We start from the raw sequence: 15,134 nt of genomic DNA, 5'->3' as shown, positions 1-15,134 counted from the left end.
CGTACAGCTGCGCTTAAGTATTCCTGCAGCTAATTTCGCTTGTCCTTACGTCACGCCCGGGTGAAGCTGGCGCTGATCGGCGAAGGAGGACTGGGTGGGCGAGACGAAGACCCTGCTGAGGATCGGTGCGCTGGCGCTGATGTGGGGCTCGAGCTTCTTCTGGATCAAGCTGGGACTGGGGATGTTCTCGCCGGTGCAGCTGGTGCTGGCGCGGCTCGTGCTCGGCGCGGCCATGTTGCTCGTGCTGTGCCGCCTGCACCGGGCACGGCTGCCGCGCGGACGGCGGATGTGGGGACACCTGGCCGTCGCGGCGTTCTTCCACAACGCGCTGCCGTTCCTGTTGTTCGCCATCGGCGAGACGACCGTCGACTCGGGGATCACCGGCGTGCTCAACTCGACGACGCCGCTGTGGGTGCTCCTGGCCGCGCCGCTGATGGGGACGTCGCCGCGGATGACCGGGACGCGGTTGGCCGGGCTGCTGGCCGGGCTCGGCGGCATCCTGCTGATCTTCGCGCCGTGGCAGGCGTCGGGCCTGCTCAGCTGGGGCGCGCTGGCCTGCCTGGCCGCGGCGGCGAGCTACGGCTTCGCGTTCGTCTACGAGGGCAAGTACCTGTCGGACCCTTCGTTGTCGCCATACGCGACTTCGGCCGGGCAGATGCTGCTGGCCAGCGGGTTTCTCGTGCTGGCGCTGCCCGCGGGCGGGTTCACTCCGGTGCACGTTTCCGCCGGGCCGGTGCTCGCGGTGCTGGTGCTCGGCATCGGGTCGACGGGGATCGCGTTCGCGCTGAACTACCAGCTGCTGGCGAGCGAAGGCGCGGTCGCCGCGTCCGTCGTCGGCTACCTGCTGCCGGTGGTGTCGGTGCTGCTGGGCACGGTGTTCCTGGGCGAGCAGCTCACCCTGCGGGTGATCGCGGGCATGGTGGTCGTCCTGGGCGGCGTCGCGCTGACCCGGCTCCAGAAGCCGGTCGCAGCGCCGGTGCCGCTCCTGGCGGAGGAGCGCGTCTAGACCAAGCGGCGGTCGGAGGCCCAGCGGGAGAGCTCGTAGCGGTTCGACAGCTGGGTCTTCCGCAGGACGCTCGAGACGTGCGTCTCGACCGTCTTCACCGAGATGAACAGCTCCGACGCGATCTCCTTGTACGCGTAGCCGCGGGCCAGCAGCCGCAGGACGTCGCGCTCGCGCGGGGTCAGCAGGTCCAGCTCGGGGTCGTTGATCGGCGCCGAGCCCGGGCGGTCGGCGAACGCGTCCAGCACGAACCCGGCCAGCCGCGGCGAGAACACCGCGTCGCCGTCCGCGACCCGGACCACCGCGCGGACCAGCTCCTTCGACGAGATCGTCTTCGTGACGTACCCGCGGGCGCCGGCGCGGATGACCGCGATGACGTCCTCGGCCGCGTCGGAGACCGACAGGGCCAGGAAGACGGTGTCCGGCAGCTCCGGGCGGACCCGGCGCAGCACCTCGGCGCCGCCGCCGTCGGGCATGTGCACGTCGAGCAGCACGACCTGCGGCTTCGTCCGGGCGATCCCGGCGACGGCCTCGGCGACCGAACCGGCCTCGCCGACCACGCGGACCTCGTCGGTGATCGAATCGAGCTCGGTGCGCACCCCCGCGCGGAACAGCGCGTGGTCGTCGACGAGGAACACCTTGACCGGTTCCCGCTGGCTGTCAGTCACGACTCTCCCTCGCTAGCCCTGAGCTTCGAGCATAGCCGCCTCACGCGGCGCCCTTGCCCGCTTTCACCGGCATGGCGAGCTGTACTTCGGTGCCTTCCCCCGGCGCGGTCCGCACCTTGCACGTGCCGCCGTGCCGGGTCATCCGGCCGCGGACCGAGTCGGCGAGCCCGTGGCGGTCGTCCGGGACGACGTCGGGGTCGAAGCCCTTGCCGCGGTCGCGCACGAACACCGTGACCGACGTCGGCTCGACCTCGGCGTAAACGCTGACTTCGTCGACACCGGCGTGCTTCGCGGCGTTGACGATCGCCTCCCGGGCGGCCTGGACGAGCGCCACCAGCGACTCGTCCAGCTCGGCGTCGCCGACGACGACCTGGCCGACGGAGATCGCGAAGGTGTCCTCGACCTCGCCGCACGCCGTGGCGAGTGCCTCGGACAGCTGCCCGGTCGCTTCCTCGACCTTCTCGGCCGGCTTGCCGTAGCCGTTCGGGCCGTAGAGCCAGCCGCGCAGCTCGCGTTCCTGGCTGCGGGCCAGCCGCGCGACCTCACGCGGCTGCTCGCTCTGCTTCTGGATGAGCGCGAGGGTCTGCAGCACGGAGTCGTGCAGGTGGGCGGCGATCTCGGCGCGTTCGTCGGTGCGGATGCGGGCCTTGCGCTCGTCGGAGAGGTCGCGGACCAGCCGCAGCCAGAACGGCACGGTCAGCACGGCGACGCCGATGAGCGTGGCGATGACGGCGATGAGCGCGAACTGGACCTGGTCGAGGCTGCCGCTGCGGAGCACGACGACCCCGATGCCGGTGATCACCAGCGCGACGCCGGCGACGATCCGGATCGCGGCCGACCAGCCGCCCCCGCCGAGGAAGGCACCGGCGAAGCCGTCCTTCGCGCCGGACCGCCAGCGGCGGCGCTGCGACTCGTCGGCCTCCCGCCAGACGACCGCGAGACCGATCATGGCGACGGCGAGCGGCACCGCGACCCAGCCGCTGATGAACCCGGTGAGCGTCCCGCTGGCGACGGCGAGGCCGACACCGAGCGCGACCAGGCCGAAGGCCTGCTGCCGTTCCTTCGGTGTCGGGGCGTCGGCGGCCTCTTCGGACTGCTGCTGGACGAAGACCCAGAGGAGGCCGTAGGCGAGCAGGCCGGCGCCGTTGAGCGCGGCCAGCAGCGCAAAGGCCGTCCGCACCCAGACGACCGGTATGCCGAGGTGATCGGCGAGGCCACCGGCAACACCGGCGATCGCCCGCCCGGACCGCCGCCGGAACATCTTCGGCGGCGACTCGGCCGTCGTGGCCGGGATCGCCTGCTCGGCGGTGACGTGGTCGAGGGACTCCTGCACGCCGTCCATGGTCACACGCGCGGGCACGCGGTTCCATCGGGGAAACCCCTGAACCAGTCGCTGCTCCGGCCCAGGCCCCTGTCCGGGAAACCTCAGGGACCATCCCGGATGTCGCGCCGCGGCTGGTGCCGCATGCTTTTCCTCATGAGTGGTGCGAGCGAGACACGGGCTCCGAAGCAGAGTCCGTTGAACGGCTTCGAGGAGACCGTCAAGGACTTCTGGGCCAGCCGGCCGCGGCGGCCGCACGCCGGGCGGAAGCTGGCCGGCGTCGCCGCGGCGATCGGGTACCGGTACGGGATCGATCCCGTCGTCGTGCGGATCGCGCTGGTGGTGACCACGATCTTCGGCGGCTTCGGGGTGCCGTTCTACTTACTGGGGTGGCTGTTCCTGCCGGGTGAGAGCGACGAAGTGTCCGGCTTCGAAGGCCTGATCGGGCGCGGCCGGTCGTCGGTGTCGCCCGCGTTCGCCGTCGTGCTGCTGGTGCTCACCGTCATCAGCGTCGGGGGCTCGTTCACCGGCTCCTGGTTCGACGGCGGCGGTCTCATCAGCTTCGCGCTCATCGCCGCCGCGCTCTACCTGCTGCACCGCAGCCGCGGCCACGAGAACCGCCCCGCGCCGGTCACCGCGCGGACGTCGTACCAGGACTTCACCGGAAACTTCACCGGAAACGGAGCCTTCACCATGACCGACACCGCCGAGGCGCCGTCGACGGCACGGGGCTGGGATCCCCTCGCCGCCGACCCGGCCGGCTGGGACCTGCCCGACGCGCCGCCCGTCCAGGAGCCGCGGCCCACGCCGCCGCCTCCCCCGTCGTACCGGGCGCCGCGACGGCGGTCGAAGGTGGGCTCGGCGATGTTCGCGATCGCCGTGGTGACCGCCGGCGCCGGCGTGCTGGCGAACCTCAACGGCGCCGGCTGGTTCTCCGCGCAGCACATCATCGGCCTGGTCCTCGGCGTGGTCGGGATCGGCCTGGTCACCGGCGCGTTCGCCGGCGGCGGGCGCGGCCTGATCGGGCTCGCGGTGCCGCTGTCGATCGCCGGGATGGTGCTGACCACGGCGCCGTTCCAGGACCTCGACTTCCGCGGCGGCGTCGGCGATCTCCGGCCGACCCTGCACACGGTGGCCGACGTGAAGCCGCTCTACCAGCACGCGGCGGGCGACATCGACCTCGACCTGAGCAAGCTGCCCCCCGGGGCGCCCTACTCGACGACCGTGAGCAACGGCGCGGGCAACACCACGATCACCGTGCCGGAGACGGCGGACGTCACCTTCGACTGCCGCACCGGCGCCGGCGACACGTCGTGCTTCACCCAGTCCGCGAACGGCGTCAGCCAGGAAGCGCTGACCGGGACGGACACCGGCACCGACGGCGTCGGCGGCCAGAAGATCACCCTGCACGTGTCGAACAGGGTGGGCAACGTGGAGGTGCAGCGTGGCTGACCAGAACCCTTACGCCTACGACAACCCGGCGGAAACCCAGCCCGCCAAGCACGGCGTGGACGTCTTCACCCTGATCGTCGGGGTGGCGACGCTGCTGGTGTCGGCCTACGTCCTCTCGGACGGCGCGAGCTGGCTGCCGCAGTTCGACTTCCGCTGGGTCGTCGCCGGCGGCGCGGTGTTCGTGGGGCTGCTGCTCCTCGGCGCGTCGTTCGGCAAGCGCCGCCGCTGAAAAGCCCTCGAGGCCCCGGATCCCACGCCGGGGCCTCGAGCCCTGTTCACGGGAGGATCACTCCCACTCGATGGTGCCCGGCGGCTTGGACGTGACGTCCAGGACCACCCGGTTGACCTCCGGCACCTCGTTGGTGATGCGGGTCGAGATCCGCTCCAGGACGTCGTAGGGCAGGCGCGTCCAGTCCGCGGTCATCGCGTCCTCCGACGACACCGGCCGTAGCACCACCGGGTGCCCGTAGGTCCGGCCGTCGCCCTGGACGCCGACGCTGCGGACGTCGGCCAGCAGCACCACCGGGCACTGCCAGATGCTGCGGTCCAGCCCGGCCGCCGTCAGCTCCTCGCGGGCGATCAGGTCGGCCGCGCGCAAGGTGTCGAGGCGCTCCTGGTCGACCGCGCCGATGATGCGGATGCCGAGGCCGGGGCCGGGGAACGGCTGGCGCTGCACGATCGTCTCGGGCAGGCCCAGCTCGAGGCCGACGCGCCGGACCTCGTCCTTGAACAGCAGCCGCAGCGGCTCGACCAGCTCGAACTGCAGGTCGTCCGGCAGGCCGCCGACGTTGTGGTGGCTCTTGATGTTGGCCGTGCCCTCGCCGCCGCCGGACTCGACAACGTCCGGGTACAGCGTGCCCTGGACGAGGAACTTGTAGTCACCCTGGGCTTTCAGGTCCCGCTCGGCCTGCTCGAAGACGCGGATGAACTCGCGGCCGATGATCTTGCGCTTCTGCTCCGGGTCGGTGACGCCGGCCAGCGCGTCGAGGAAGCGTTCCCGCGCGTCGATGGTGATGAGGTTGACCCCGGTCGCGGAGACGAAGTCCTGCTCGACCTGGGTGCGCTCGCCCGCGCGCAGCAGGCCGTGGTCGACGAACACGCAGGTCAGCCGGTCGCCGATGGCGCGCTGGACCAGCGCCGCCGCCACGGCGGAGTCGACGCCGCCGGACAGGCCGCAGATAGCGCGGCCGTCGCCGATCTGGTCGCTGATCCGCTTGATCTGCTCCTCGACGATCGACGACGTCGTCCACTGCGGCTCGATACCGGCGATGTCGCGCAGGAACCGGCGCAGCACCTCCTGGCCGTGCGGCGAGTGCGCGACCTCCGGGTGGTACTGGACGCCGGCGAAACGGCGCTCGACGTCTTCGAAGCCGGCGACCACGGCGCCATCCGACGACGCGGTGACGACCGAGCCTTCCGGCGCCTTGGTGACGCTGTCGTTGTGGCTCATCCAGGCGGGCTGGTGCGCGGGCAGGCCGGCGTGCAGGACACCGCCGTCACCGGTGACGCGGACCTCGGTGCGGCCGAACTCGCGGACGCCGGTGGGTTCGACGACGCCGCCGAGCGCGCTGGCCAGCAGCTGGTGGCCGTAGCAGATGCCGAACATCGGCACGCCGGCTTCGGTGAGCTTCGGGTCCATACCCGGCGCGCCTTCGGCGTACACGCTCGAAGGGCCGCCGGAGAGGATGATCGCCGCGGGGTTCTTCGCGAGGATCTCTTCGGTGGACGCGCTGTGCGGAACGACCTCCGAGTAGATCTGTGCCTCGCGGACGCGCCGGGCGATCAGCTGCGCGTACTGCGCCCCGAAGTCCACGACGAGAACCGGACCGGTGGGACTGGGCACCTGGCGACCTCCTGGCAACAGTGGGTTTCGGCACCCATCGTCCCAGGTGGGCCGGGTCACCCGGGATTCAGGGCCGGTGCTGTCCTCGATCCGCCCTACGGTGCGCGGTATGGCTGTGAACTGGACGAAGGAACTGACCGACCAGCTCGACTTCCACTGGAAGGTGCACACGCGCCCGAAGCTCGAGGGGCTGACCGACGACGAGTACCTGTGGGAGCCGGTCGCGGGCTGCTGGACCGTGCGTCCGCGGAAGTCGGACGACGAACCCGGGACGGGCCCGTTCACCATCGACTTCGCCTTCCCGGAGCCGGCACCGCCACCGGTGACGACGATCGCCTGGCGGCTCGGCCACATCCTGGTCGGGGTGCTGGGCGCGCGGATCGGGTCCCACTTCGGCGGCGAGCCGATCGGCTACGACACCTACCCTTACCCCGGGACGGCCGCCGAAGCGCTGTCGGAACTCGACAAGCTGTACGCGCAGTGGGTCGCGGGCGTCCAAGGCCTCGACGAGGAAGCCCTGGCGCGGCCGTGCGGACCGGCGGAGGGGCCGTACGCGGAGTACCCGATGGCCACGCTGGTGCTGCACATCCACCGCGAGATGATCCACCACTGCGCCGAGGTCCTACTGCTGCGCGACCTTTACCGGAGCCGGTAGCAGCAGGAAGCCCAGCGCCAGGCCGAGCAGCGCGGGCAGGCCGTGGTTGTCGTGCACCACAGTGTCGATCACGGCCAGCACCGGCACCGCGAACGCCATGATCCGGAACTGCACCGGCGGCACGACTCCGTAGCGGCGCGAGGCCACCATGACCACGGCGGCCAGCGCGCCGATCAGGCCCACGACGCACATCGAGTTGCCCGCGCCGACCGGGTTCAGCCAGACGTAGCTCATGAACTGGCCGAACAGTCCGCAGCCGAAGTAGAGCAGCAGCCACTTCGCGCGGCCGAAGACGCGCTCGGCGAGCGTGCCGAACACCGCCAGCCAGAGCAGGTTGGATACCAGGCCGAACACCCACCCGTCCTGGAAGAACATGCCCGTGACCAGGCGGTACCACTCGCCCGCGTCGATGCGGGCCGCGTCGCGGACGACCGCGTCGTACAGTGGCCGGTGCGCCAGCTGCGCGATCCCGCACGCCAGCGTCACGGCGAACACCGCGGCCGTCAGCACGGGGCGGCGTGGTCCCGTGGCGAGTGCCCCGAACGGGTTGCGGGCTGCGATCGGCCTGGTCATGACGGAGAATCTAGGCGCGACACCGCCGCCGTACCCCGACGTTTGTCACGAACCTCCACGGGAAGGCATTGCATGCGAGCGACAGTCATCTACGGCGCCGGCGACGTCCGGGTGGAAACCGTCCCCGATCCGAAGCTGGTCGAGCCGACCGACGTCGTCCTGCGAGTGGTGCGGTCCTGCATCTGCGGGAGCGACCTCTGGCCGTACGCCGACATGAAGCCGAGCGAACGCGGGCGCCGCATCGGACACGAGTTCCTCGGCGTCGTCGAGGAAACCGGCGCCGAGGTCACCAGCGTCAAGAAGGGCGACCTCGCGGTCGCGCCGTTCGTCTGGTCCGACAACACCTGCGAGTTCTGCCGCGAAGGGCTCCAGACGTCTTGCCTGCACGGCGGTGGCTGGGGTGCGAAGGGCGTCGACGGTGGCCAGGGCGAGGCCGTGCGGGTGCCGCAGGCCGACGGCACGCTCGTCAAGCTGCCGCACACCGAAGACGATGACCTGCTCGCGTCGATGCTGACGCTTTCGGACGTGTTCTCCACCGGCCACCACGCCGCGGTGAAGGCGCGGGTGAGCCAGGGCCAGAACGTCACCGTGATCGGCGACGGCGCGGTCGGCCTCTCCGCCGTCCTCGCCGCGAAGCGCCTCGGCGCCGACCGGATCGTCCTGATGGGACGCCACCGGGCGCGCACCGACCTCGGCCGTGAGTTCGGGGCGACCGACGTCGTCGCCGAGCGCGGCGACGAAGGCATCGAGAGGGTGCGCGAGCTGACGAACGGCCGCGGCACGCACGCCGTTCTGGAGTGCGTCGGCACGAAGGGCGCGTTCGAGATGGGGATCGGGGTCGTGCGCGCGGGTGGGGCCGTCAGCCGGGTCGGCCTGCCGCAGTACGAGGACGGGCCGATCGGCGTGGGCGTGTTCCGGCGCAACATCACCGTCACCGGCGGCGTCGCCCCGGCCCGGCACTACATCCCGGAGCTGCTGCCGGACGTCCTCGACGGCAAGTACCAGCCCGGCAAGGTCTTCGACCGGACCATCGACGTCGAAGGCGTGCCCGACGGCTACCGCGCGATGGCGGACCGCGAAGCGCTGAAAGTGCTCATCAAGCCGTGACCCGTCCGGGTGGGGGTCCGCCGGCCGCACCCCCACCCGGATTACGTTGGTGCACATGGACATGATCACCCCCGAGCCGCGGCCCGCCTGGATCGCCGGCCGCCCCGAGCCGGGCGCCACCACCCTCGTCGTGCACCACCCGTACGACGGCAGCGAGGTCGCCACGGTCGCCGTGCCCGGGCCGGAGCAGGTCGAACGCGCGGTCGCCGCCGCGGCGGCCGTCGCCAGGGAGTTCCGGCGCACTCCCGCGCACGTCCGCGCGGGGGCGCTCGACCACGTCTCCCGCGGGCTCGCCGCGCGCGCCGAGGAGATCGCCGAGGTGATCACCGCCGAGAACGGCAAACCGCTCAAATGGGCCGAAGCCGAGGTGAAGCGCGCGGTGTCGGTGTTCCGCATCGCCGCCGAAGAAGCCCGCCGCTTCACCGGCGACGTCCAGCGCCTCGACACCGACCCCGCGGGTGAGGCGCGGCTGGCGCTGACCCGCCGCGTCCCGCGCGGGCCGGTGCTCGGCATCGCGCCGTTCAACTTCCCGCTCAACCTGGTCGCGCACAAGGTCGCGCCGTCGCTGGCGATCGGCGCGCCGATCATCGTCAAGCCCGCGCCGCGGACGCCGTTGTCGGCCTTGGTCCTCGGCGAGCTCCTGGCCGAGACGGACCTGCCGGAAGGCGCGTTCTCCGTGCTGCCGCTGGGAAACGAAGAGACGCGGGCGCTCGTCGCCGACCCGCGGCTGCCCGTCGTGTCGTTCACCGGCTCCGGCCCGGTCGGCTGGTCGCTCAAGGACGCCGCGCCGCGCAAGCACGTCGTGCTCGAGCTCGGTGGCAACGCGGCGGCCGTCGTGCTGCGCGACTGGCCCGACCCCGAAGGCGCCGCGCACCGGATCGCCACCTTCGGCAACTACCAGGCCGGCCAGTCGTGCATCGCGGTGCAGCGGGTGATCGTGGACGCCGCCGTGGCCGAGGAGTTCGTGCCCGCGCTGCTGGAAGCCGTCGAGGCGCAGCGGACCGGCGACCCGTACGACCGCAACACCGACGTCGGCCCGGTGGTCGACGAAGCCGCCGCCGAACGGATCGTCGCGTGGGTCGACGAGGCTGTCGTCGCGGGCGCGAAGGTGCTCACCGGCGGCACGCGCGAGGGCGCGACCGTCGCCCCGACCCTGCTGACCGACGTCCCGGCGGACACCAAGGCCTGGAACGAGGAGATCTTCGGCCCGGTCCTCGCGGTGTCCGTTGTGGACGGTGTCGACGAAGCGTTCCGCTCGGTCAACGAATCCGCGTACGGGCTGCAGGCCGGCGTCTTCACCACCGACGTCCAGCTGGCCTTCCACGCGTCGGCGGAACTCGAGGTGGGCGGCGTGATCATCGGCGACGTGCCGTCCTACCGCGCCGACCAGATGCCCTACGGCGGCGTCAAGGGCTCCGGCGTCGGCCGCGAAGGCGTCCTGGCCGCGATGCACGACCTGACGGAGGAACGCGTCACGGTCTTCACCGGCATCGACCTCTGACCGATGACCGCTAACTGATGACGCCCTGCCCGAACCGGAAGACGTTGAAGGGGTCGTACTTCTTGGCGACGTCCTGCAGCCGCTTCGAGTTGTCGCCGTAGTAGGCGGCCTTCCAGTCGGGCAGGGCCGGGTCGATGTAGTTGACGTACCCGCCGCCCGCGCCGGCCGCGGCGAGGCCCGCGACGACCTCGGCGACCGACCCGACCGCCTTGTCGCGGTCCTTCGCCGTCGCGTCGGCGTAGACCTGCACGCTCGCCAGCGCGTCGCGGTGCCAGAACGCCGTCGCGTCCTTCGCCGGTTCGGCGACCTTGCCGCCGAGACTGTCGATCAGCAGGTCGGTGCCGGTGCGGCCGTCGGCGAGCGCGACGACCTTCTCGGCGTCGACCGGGGTCGTGATGATCCGCGACGACCCCACGAACGCCTGCCGGTCCGAACCGCCCTCGAAGAACTTCATCGCGCCGAGGTAGTCCAGGCTGCGCACGGTGCGCTGCGCCGGCCGCGCACCCGAGTTCGTGATCAGGTTGTTGAGCAGCGTGTTCAGCCCGGCGGCCCCGCCGACGTAGCACCCGCTGACGCGGCACTGCACCGGCGAACCGCCCGAGAGCACCAGGTTCGCCCAGAGCTCCCGCGGCATCGCGGCGATCCACTGCTGCCACGCGGTGAGCACGCCGGCCGCGGCCCCGGCCGGGAAGCGCAGCGTGAACACCGTCAGGTCCGGCGCCGGATCGGTGTCGAAGGTGAACTCGGTCACAATGCCGAAGTTGCCGCCGCCCCCGCCGCGCAGGGCCCAGTACAGGTCCGGCTCGGAGTCCGCGGACGCGGTGAGCTTCCGGCCGTCGGCCGTGACGACCTGTGCGGACCTCAGGTGGTCGCAGGTCAGGCCGTAGTTGCGGGCGAGCACGCCGATGCCGCCGCCGAGGGTCAGCCCGGCGATCCCGACCGTCGGGCAGGACCCGGCGGGCAGCGCGCGCCCGGCCCGCCCCAGCGCGGCGTAGACGTCCTTCAGCTTCGCGCCGGCGCCGATCACGGCCTTGCCGCCCGCGACCTCGATCTTGTTCAACGCCGCGAGGTCGATCACCAGGCCGCCTTGCGGCACCGAGTAGCCGGCGTAGCTGTGGCCGCCGCTGCGCGCGGCGAGGGTCACGCGCCCGGCGGCGGCCCGGAGGCAGGCCTGGACGTCCTGGACGTTGGACGCCGTCGCGACGGCGACCGGGTTGTTGTTGTCGAAGGCCGGGTTGAACGCGAGCTTGGCGATGTCGTAGCCGTCGGTGCCCGGGCGCAGCAGGTCACCGGTCAGCTGGCTGCGCAGATCGTCCCAGTTCGGCGGCCCGGTGGGCAGCCGGCTGGTGGGCGCGCCGGACGCCGGCGGCGCGGTCGGGCCGGTCGACGCGACCGGCGCCGGGGAGCCGTCCGGCGCGCACGCGGCGGCGACGGCACCGGCCGCCGAAACACCCGCGAGCCGCAGGAACGTCCGCCTGTCCACGTCCACATGGTGGTGGACGTGCGGCTCTCCGGCGGGTTGCTCGGCCACGGCTCAGCCCTGCCTGCTCATGCTGTCCACATCGGACTCCTCGCGCCGGGGAACGCCCAGTGTAGAGCGGGCGCGAGGCGGACACCGGGCGGAGCCGACCGCCGCCGTCGAGGTCGAGGTCGGCGAGGTGGATGGCCAGCTCGGACAGCCGCATCCGCGCCACGACGGCCCCGGTGACCTGATCCCGTCGAGCAGCGCATGCGCCTTCTCGGATGCCGTCACGGCCCGAGTCTAGGACCGCCGCAGAGCGGCGGGGGCCTCCGCGGGAACGGCCGGGTTCTTCGGCGTCACCGGCTCCAGGCGGGCGTAGGGCGCGTCCTGCGGTGGCCGCGGGTCCGCCTCCCCCTTGTTGGGCCAGAAGGAGAACGCGCGCTCGGCCTGGGCCGCGATGGTCAGCGACGGGTTCACGCCGAGGTTCGCGGTGATCGCCGCGCCGTCCACGACGGACAGCCCGGGGTAGCCGAACACGCGGTGGTACGGGTCGATGACGCCTTCGCCGTCCGTGGCGCCGATCGGGACGCCGCCGATGAAGTGCGCGGTCAGCGGGATGTCGAAGATCTCGCCCCAGGTGCCGCCGGCGATGCCGCCGATGTGCTCGGCGGCGCGGACGTTCGCCTCGTGCCCGGCCGGGATGAAACTCGGGTTCGGCTCGCCGTGGCCCTGCTTCGACGTGTACTTGCGCCGGCCGAAGAGGCCGCGCCGCGTGTACGTGGTGATCGAGTTGTCGAGGCTCTGCATCACCAGCAGGATCACCGTGCGCTCGCTCCAGCGGTAGCCGTTGAGCATCCGCGCCGAGGAGATCGGGTGCTTCAGCAGGAACCGCGCGAGCTGCCGCCGGCGCGGCACCGGCGAGGAGCCGTCGGTGGCGATGGTCTGCAGCAGGCTCATGGCGTTGCTGCCCTTGCCGTAGCGGACCGGCTCGATGTGGGTGTGCTCGTCCGGGTGGATCGACGAGGTGATCGCGACGCCGCGGCTGAAGTTGCGGCTTTCGTCGACCTCGGTGCGGGCGGCGCCGATGATGGCCTCGGAGTTGGTGCGCGTCAGCTCGCCGAGCCGTCGCGACAGCTTCGGCAGCCGTCCGGTGTCCTTCATCCGGTGCAGCAGGTTCTGGGTGCCCCAGGTCCCGGCGGCGAAGACGACCTTCTCGGCGGTGACGGTGGTCCGGAACTTCCTGGACGTCGTCCCGGTCTTCTTCAGGCTGACCTCGTAGCCGCCGTCGATCGGCGTCACCGCGGTCACCGTGGTGAGCGGGATGACCTGCGCGCCGTCCTGCTCGGCGAGGTAGAGGTAGTTCTTGACCAGCGTGTTCTTCGCGCCGACGCGGCAGCCGGTCATGCAGGAGCCGCATTCGGTGCAGCCGGTGCGCTCGGGGCCGGCGCCGCCGAAGTACGGGTCCTTCGCGCGCTCGCCCGGCTTGCCGAAGTAGACGCCGACGGGCGTCGGGTGGAACGAATCGGCGACGCCCATGTCCTTCGCGACGTCGCGCATCACGACGTCGGACGGGGTCACGGTCGGGTTCGTGACGACGCCGAGCATGCGGCTCGCCTGGTCGTAGTGCGGGCCGAGCTCGGCCTCCCAGTCGGTGATGTGCGCCCACTGCCGGTCGGCGTAGAACGGCTTGAGCGGCCGGTACAGCGTGTTCGCGTAGACGAGCGAACCGCCGCCGACACCGGCGCCCGCCAGCACCATGACGTCGTTGAGCATGTGGATGCGCTGGATCCCGTAGCAGCCGACCTGCGGCGCCCAGAGGTAGCGCTTGAGGTCCCACGACGTCTTCGCGAACTCGTCGTCGGCGAACCGGCGGCCCGCCTCGACCACGGCTACCCGGTAGCCCTTCTCGGTGAGCCGCAGCGCCGCGACGCTGCCGCCGAACCCCGACCCCACCACGACGACGTCGTAGTCGGGGCCACCCGCACTGGTGGTGGTGTTACTGGCAGTCACACGTGGGAGCGTAACTCCGGCTTCGCGTTCTGACCAGAGGTAAGTTACCGGCCAGTCACTCTTCCGGACGCTTCACCGGCGGTGATCGTGGGTAGCAAACTGGAAGCTCGATGTTCACGTCGGCGAGACCCGTCGGGCGGGACACGATCTCCGGGAGGGACCACGATGGGCCCCGAGCAGCTCACCGGTTGGCGCAAGTCGAGCCACAGCCACTTCGAAGAGAACGCGTGCGTCGAGATCGGCGCCGGACCCGGCGTCGTCGGGGTACGGGACACCAAGCATCAGGTGCCCCGCCCGGCCCTCGTCTACTCCGCCGGTGCTTTTTCGGCGTTCCTCGCGCACCTCACCGGCGAACGGTGAGCCCGACCCGCTGGAACTCCTTGAGGTCCGAGTAGCCCGTCTTCGCCATGGCCCGGCGCAGCGCCCCGAAGAGGTTCACGACGCCTTCCGCGTCGGACGACGGCCCGAACAGCAGGGTCTTCAGGTCGACGGCGTAGTCCGGGCCTGCCGCCACGCGCGAGCGCGGCAGTGACGGGTGCGCGGCCGCCGCCGTCCAGTACAGGCCCTGCCCGGGCGCGTCGGACGCGGCGGCCAGCGGGGAACCGAGCATGACGGCGTCCGCGCCGCACGCGATGGCCTTCGCGATGTCGCCCGACGTCGTCATGCCGCCGTCCGCGAGCACGTGGACGTACCGGCCGCCGGTCTCGTCGAGGTAGTCACGGCGGGCGGCCGCGGCGTCGATGATCGCCGTGGCCATCGGGACACCGATGCCGAGGACGCGGTCGGTGCTCGTCACGCCCGGCGTGTAGCCGTGGCCGACGATGACGCCCGCGGCGCCGGTGCGCATCAGGTGCATCGCGGTGCGGTAGTCGCTGACGCCGCCGGCGATCACCGGCACGTCGAGGCGGCCGATGAACTCCTTGAGGTTCAGCGGCTCGGCGTCGCGCTGCACGTGCTCGGCGGAGATGATCGTGCCCTGCACGACGAGGATCTCGACGCCGGCCGAGATCAGGTCCGGGGTCAGCTCGGCGGCGTGCTGCGGGCTGACGCGCGCGGCCACCGTGACACCGGACTCGCGGACCGTCTTGATGGCCTCGGCCAGCAGGTCGAGCCGGACCGGCGCGGCGTGCAGCTCCTGCAGCACCCGGCCGACCGCGGTCGGGTCCTCCACGTCCTCGGCCGCGCGGACCAGCTGGAAGATGGCGTCCTCGACGTTGGCGTGCCGCGCCCAGAGGCCCTCGGCGTTCAGCACGCCGAGCCCGCCCAGCTCGCCGACGGCGACCGCGGTGCCGGGCGAGACGATCGCGTCGGTCGGGTGCGTGACGAGCGGCAGGTCGAAGCGGTAGGCGTCGATCTGCCATGAAGTGGACACCACCGAGGACGACCGGGTCCGCCGCGACGGCACGATCTCGACGTCATCGAGGTCGTACGCCCGCCGCGCGGTGCGGCCCATCCCGATCTCGACCAGGTCCCGCACGTGAAGCCTCCTCCGACGACGACAATCTGCCGTGCCCCATTGTCGCTAGTCCGCGTGGGTGA

Annotated in this window: 14 protein-coding genes; 7 read left to right on the top strand and 7 right to left on the bottom strand. The window is 71.7% G+C overall.

Annotated features, from left to right (window positions below; translation table 11 throughout):
• Nucleotides 1-94: 94 nt before the first annotated feature.
• The gene (locus A3CE_RS0127460) at nt 95-1,006 is read left to right on the top strand and encodes a DMT family transporter (RefSeq protein WP_020643304.1); all 912 of its coding nucleotides are present in this window, start codon (nt 95-97) and stop codon (nt 1,004-1,006) included.
• On the opposite strand, the gene A3CE_RS0127455 is transcribed toward A3CE_RS0127460, so the two are convergent.
• Together A3CE_RS0127455 and A3CE_RS0127450 are read right to left on the bottom strand one after the other, a co-directional pair.
• Nucleotides 1,003-1,671: a response regulator gene (locus A3CE_RS0127455; RefSeq protein ID WP_020643303.1), complete on the bottom strand. Its 669-nt coding sequence runs from the start codon at nt 1,669-1,671 to the stop codon at nt 1,003-1,005. The genes A3CE_RS0127460 and A3CE_RS0127455 overlap by 4 nt on opposite strands.
• 40 nt (nt 1,672-1,711) lie before the next feature.
• Nucleotides 1,712-3,019 (bottom strand): ATP-binding protein, encoded by a 1,308-nt coding sequence (locus tag A3CE_RS0127450; protein ID WP_020643302.1) that lies wholly within the window; start codon nt 3,017-3,019, stop codon nt 1,712-1,714.
• Between the two features lie 129 nt (nt 3,020-3,148).
• On the opposite strand from A3CE_RS0127450, the gene A3CE_RS0127445 reads away from it, so the two are divergent.
• Nucleotides 3,149-4,444 (top strand): PspC domain-containing protein, encoded by a 1,296-nt coding sequence (locus tag A3CE_RS0127445; RefSeq protein WP_026468915.1) that lies wholly within the window; start codon nt 3,149-3,151, stop codon nt 4,442-4,444.
• On the top strand, nt 4,437-4,673 hold the full coding sequence (locus A3CE_RS0127440; RefSeq protein ID WP_020643300.1) for a hypothetical protein: 237 nt from the start codon (nt 4,437-4,439) through the stop codon (nt 4,671-4,673). Before A3CE_RS0127445 ends, A3CE_RS0127440 begins: the two co-directional genes overlap by 8 nt.
• Nucleotides 4,674-4,730: 57 nt before the next feature.
• Here the strand turns inward: A3CE_RS0127440 and guaA are convergent, their stop codons facing one another.
• On the bottom strand, nt 4,731-6,287 hold the full coding sequence (guaA, locus tag A3CE_RS0127435; protein WP_020643299.1) for a glutamine-hydrolyzing GMP synthase: 1,557 nt from the start codon (nt 6,285-6,287) through the stop codon (nt 4,731-4,733).
• A 109-nt stretch (nt 6,288-6,396) separates the two neighbouring features.
• On the opposite strand from guaA, the gene A3CE_RS0127430 reads away from it, so the two are divergent.
• Nucleotides 6,397-6,942, top strand: coding sequence for a DinB family protein (locus A3CE_RS0127430; RefSeq protein ID WP_020643298.1), 546 nt, complete (start codon nt 6,397-6,399; stop codon nt 6,940-6,942).
• On the opposite strand, the gene A3CE_RS0127425 is transcribed toward A3CE_RS0127430, so the two are convergent.
• Nucleotides 6,910-7,515 carry a rhomboid family intramembrane serine protease gene (locus A3CE_RS0127425; RefSeq protein ID WP_026468914.1) on the bottom strand — a complete coding sequence of 202 codons (606 nt, stop codon included), beginning with the start codon at nt 7,513-7,515 and terminating at the stop codon, nt 6,910-6,912. The genes A3CE_RS0127430 and A3CE_RS0127425 overlap by 33 nt on opposite strands.
• A gap of 72 nt (nt 7,516-7,587) precedes the next feature.
• Here A3CE_RS0127425 and A3CE_RS0127420 point away from each other — a divergent pair, with 72 nt between their 5' ends.
• Nucleotides 7,588-8,622, top strand: coding sequence for a zinc-dependent alcohol dehydrogenase family protein (locus A3CE_RS0127420; protein ID WP_020643296.1), 1,035 nt, complete (start codon nt 7,588-7,590; stop codon nt 8,620-8,622).
• Between the two features lie 55 nt (nt 8,623-8,677).
• A complete protein-coding gene (locus A3CE_RS0127415; RefSeq protein ID WP_020643295.1) occupies nt 8,678-10,123 on the top strand; it encodes an aldehyde dehydrogenase family protein in 1,446 nt (481 codons plus the stop codon).
• A 10-nt stretch (nt 10,124-10,133) separates the two neighbouring features.
• Here A3CE_RS0127415 and A3CE_RS0127410 read toward each other — a convergent pair whose 3' ends face one another.
• Nucleotides 10,134-11,612 (bottom strand): FAD-binding oxidoreductase, encoded by a 1,479-nt coding sequence (locus tag A3CE_RS0127410; RefSeq protein WP_020643294.1) that lies wholly within the window; start codon nt 11,610-11,612, stop codon nt 10,134-10,136.
• A gap of 273 nt (nt 11,613-11,885) precedes the next feature.
• Nucleotides 11,886-13,595 carry a GMC family oxidoreductase gene (locus A3CE_RS0127405; protein ID WP_020643293.1) on the bottom strand — a complete coding sequence of 570 codons (1,710 nt, stop codon included), beginning with the start codon at nt 13,593-13,595 and terminating at the stop codon, nt 11,886-11,888.
• Between the two features lie 165 nt (nt 13,596-13,760).
• On the opposite strand from A3CE_RS0127405, the gene A3CE_RS0127400 reads away from it, so the two are divergent.
• Nucleotides 13,761-13,955, top strand: coding sequence for a DUF397 domain-containing protein (locus tag A3CE_RS0127400; protein ID WP_020643292.1), 195 nt, complete (start codon nt 13,761-13,763; stop codon nt 13,953-13,955).
• On the opposite strand, the gene A3CE_RS0127395 is transcribed toward A3CE_RS0127400, so the two are convergent.
• Nucleotides 13,939-15,072, bottom strand: a complete 1,134-nt coding sequence (locus A3CE_RS0127395; RefSeq protein ID WP_020643291.1) for a GuaB3 family IMP dehydrogenase-related protein — start codon at nt 15,070-15,072, stop codon at nt 13,939-13,941. The two genes, A3CE_RS0127400 and A3CE_RS0127395, sit on opposite strands and share 17 nt — an antisense overlap.
• Between the last annotated feature and the right edge of the window lie 62 nt (nt 15,073-15,134).

The sequence above is a fragment of the Amycolatopsis balhimycina FH 1894 genome (assembly GCF_000384295.1).
GTDB classification, from domain to species: Bacteria; Actinomycetota; Actinomycetes; order Mycobacteriales; family Pseudonocardiaceae; genus Amycolatopsis; species Amycolatopsis balhimycina.
Note: the sequence above shows the minus strand (reverse complement) of the source record. Positions and strands in the feature narration are given on the sequence as shown.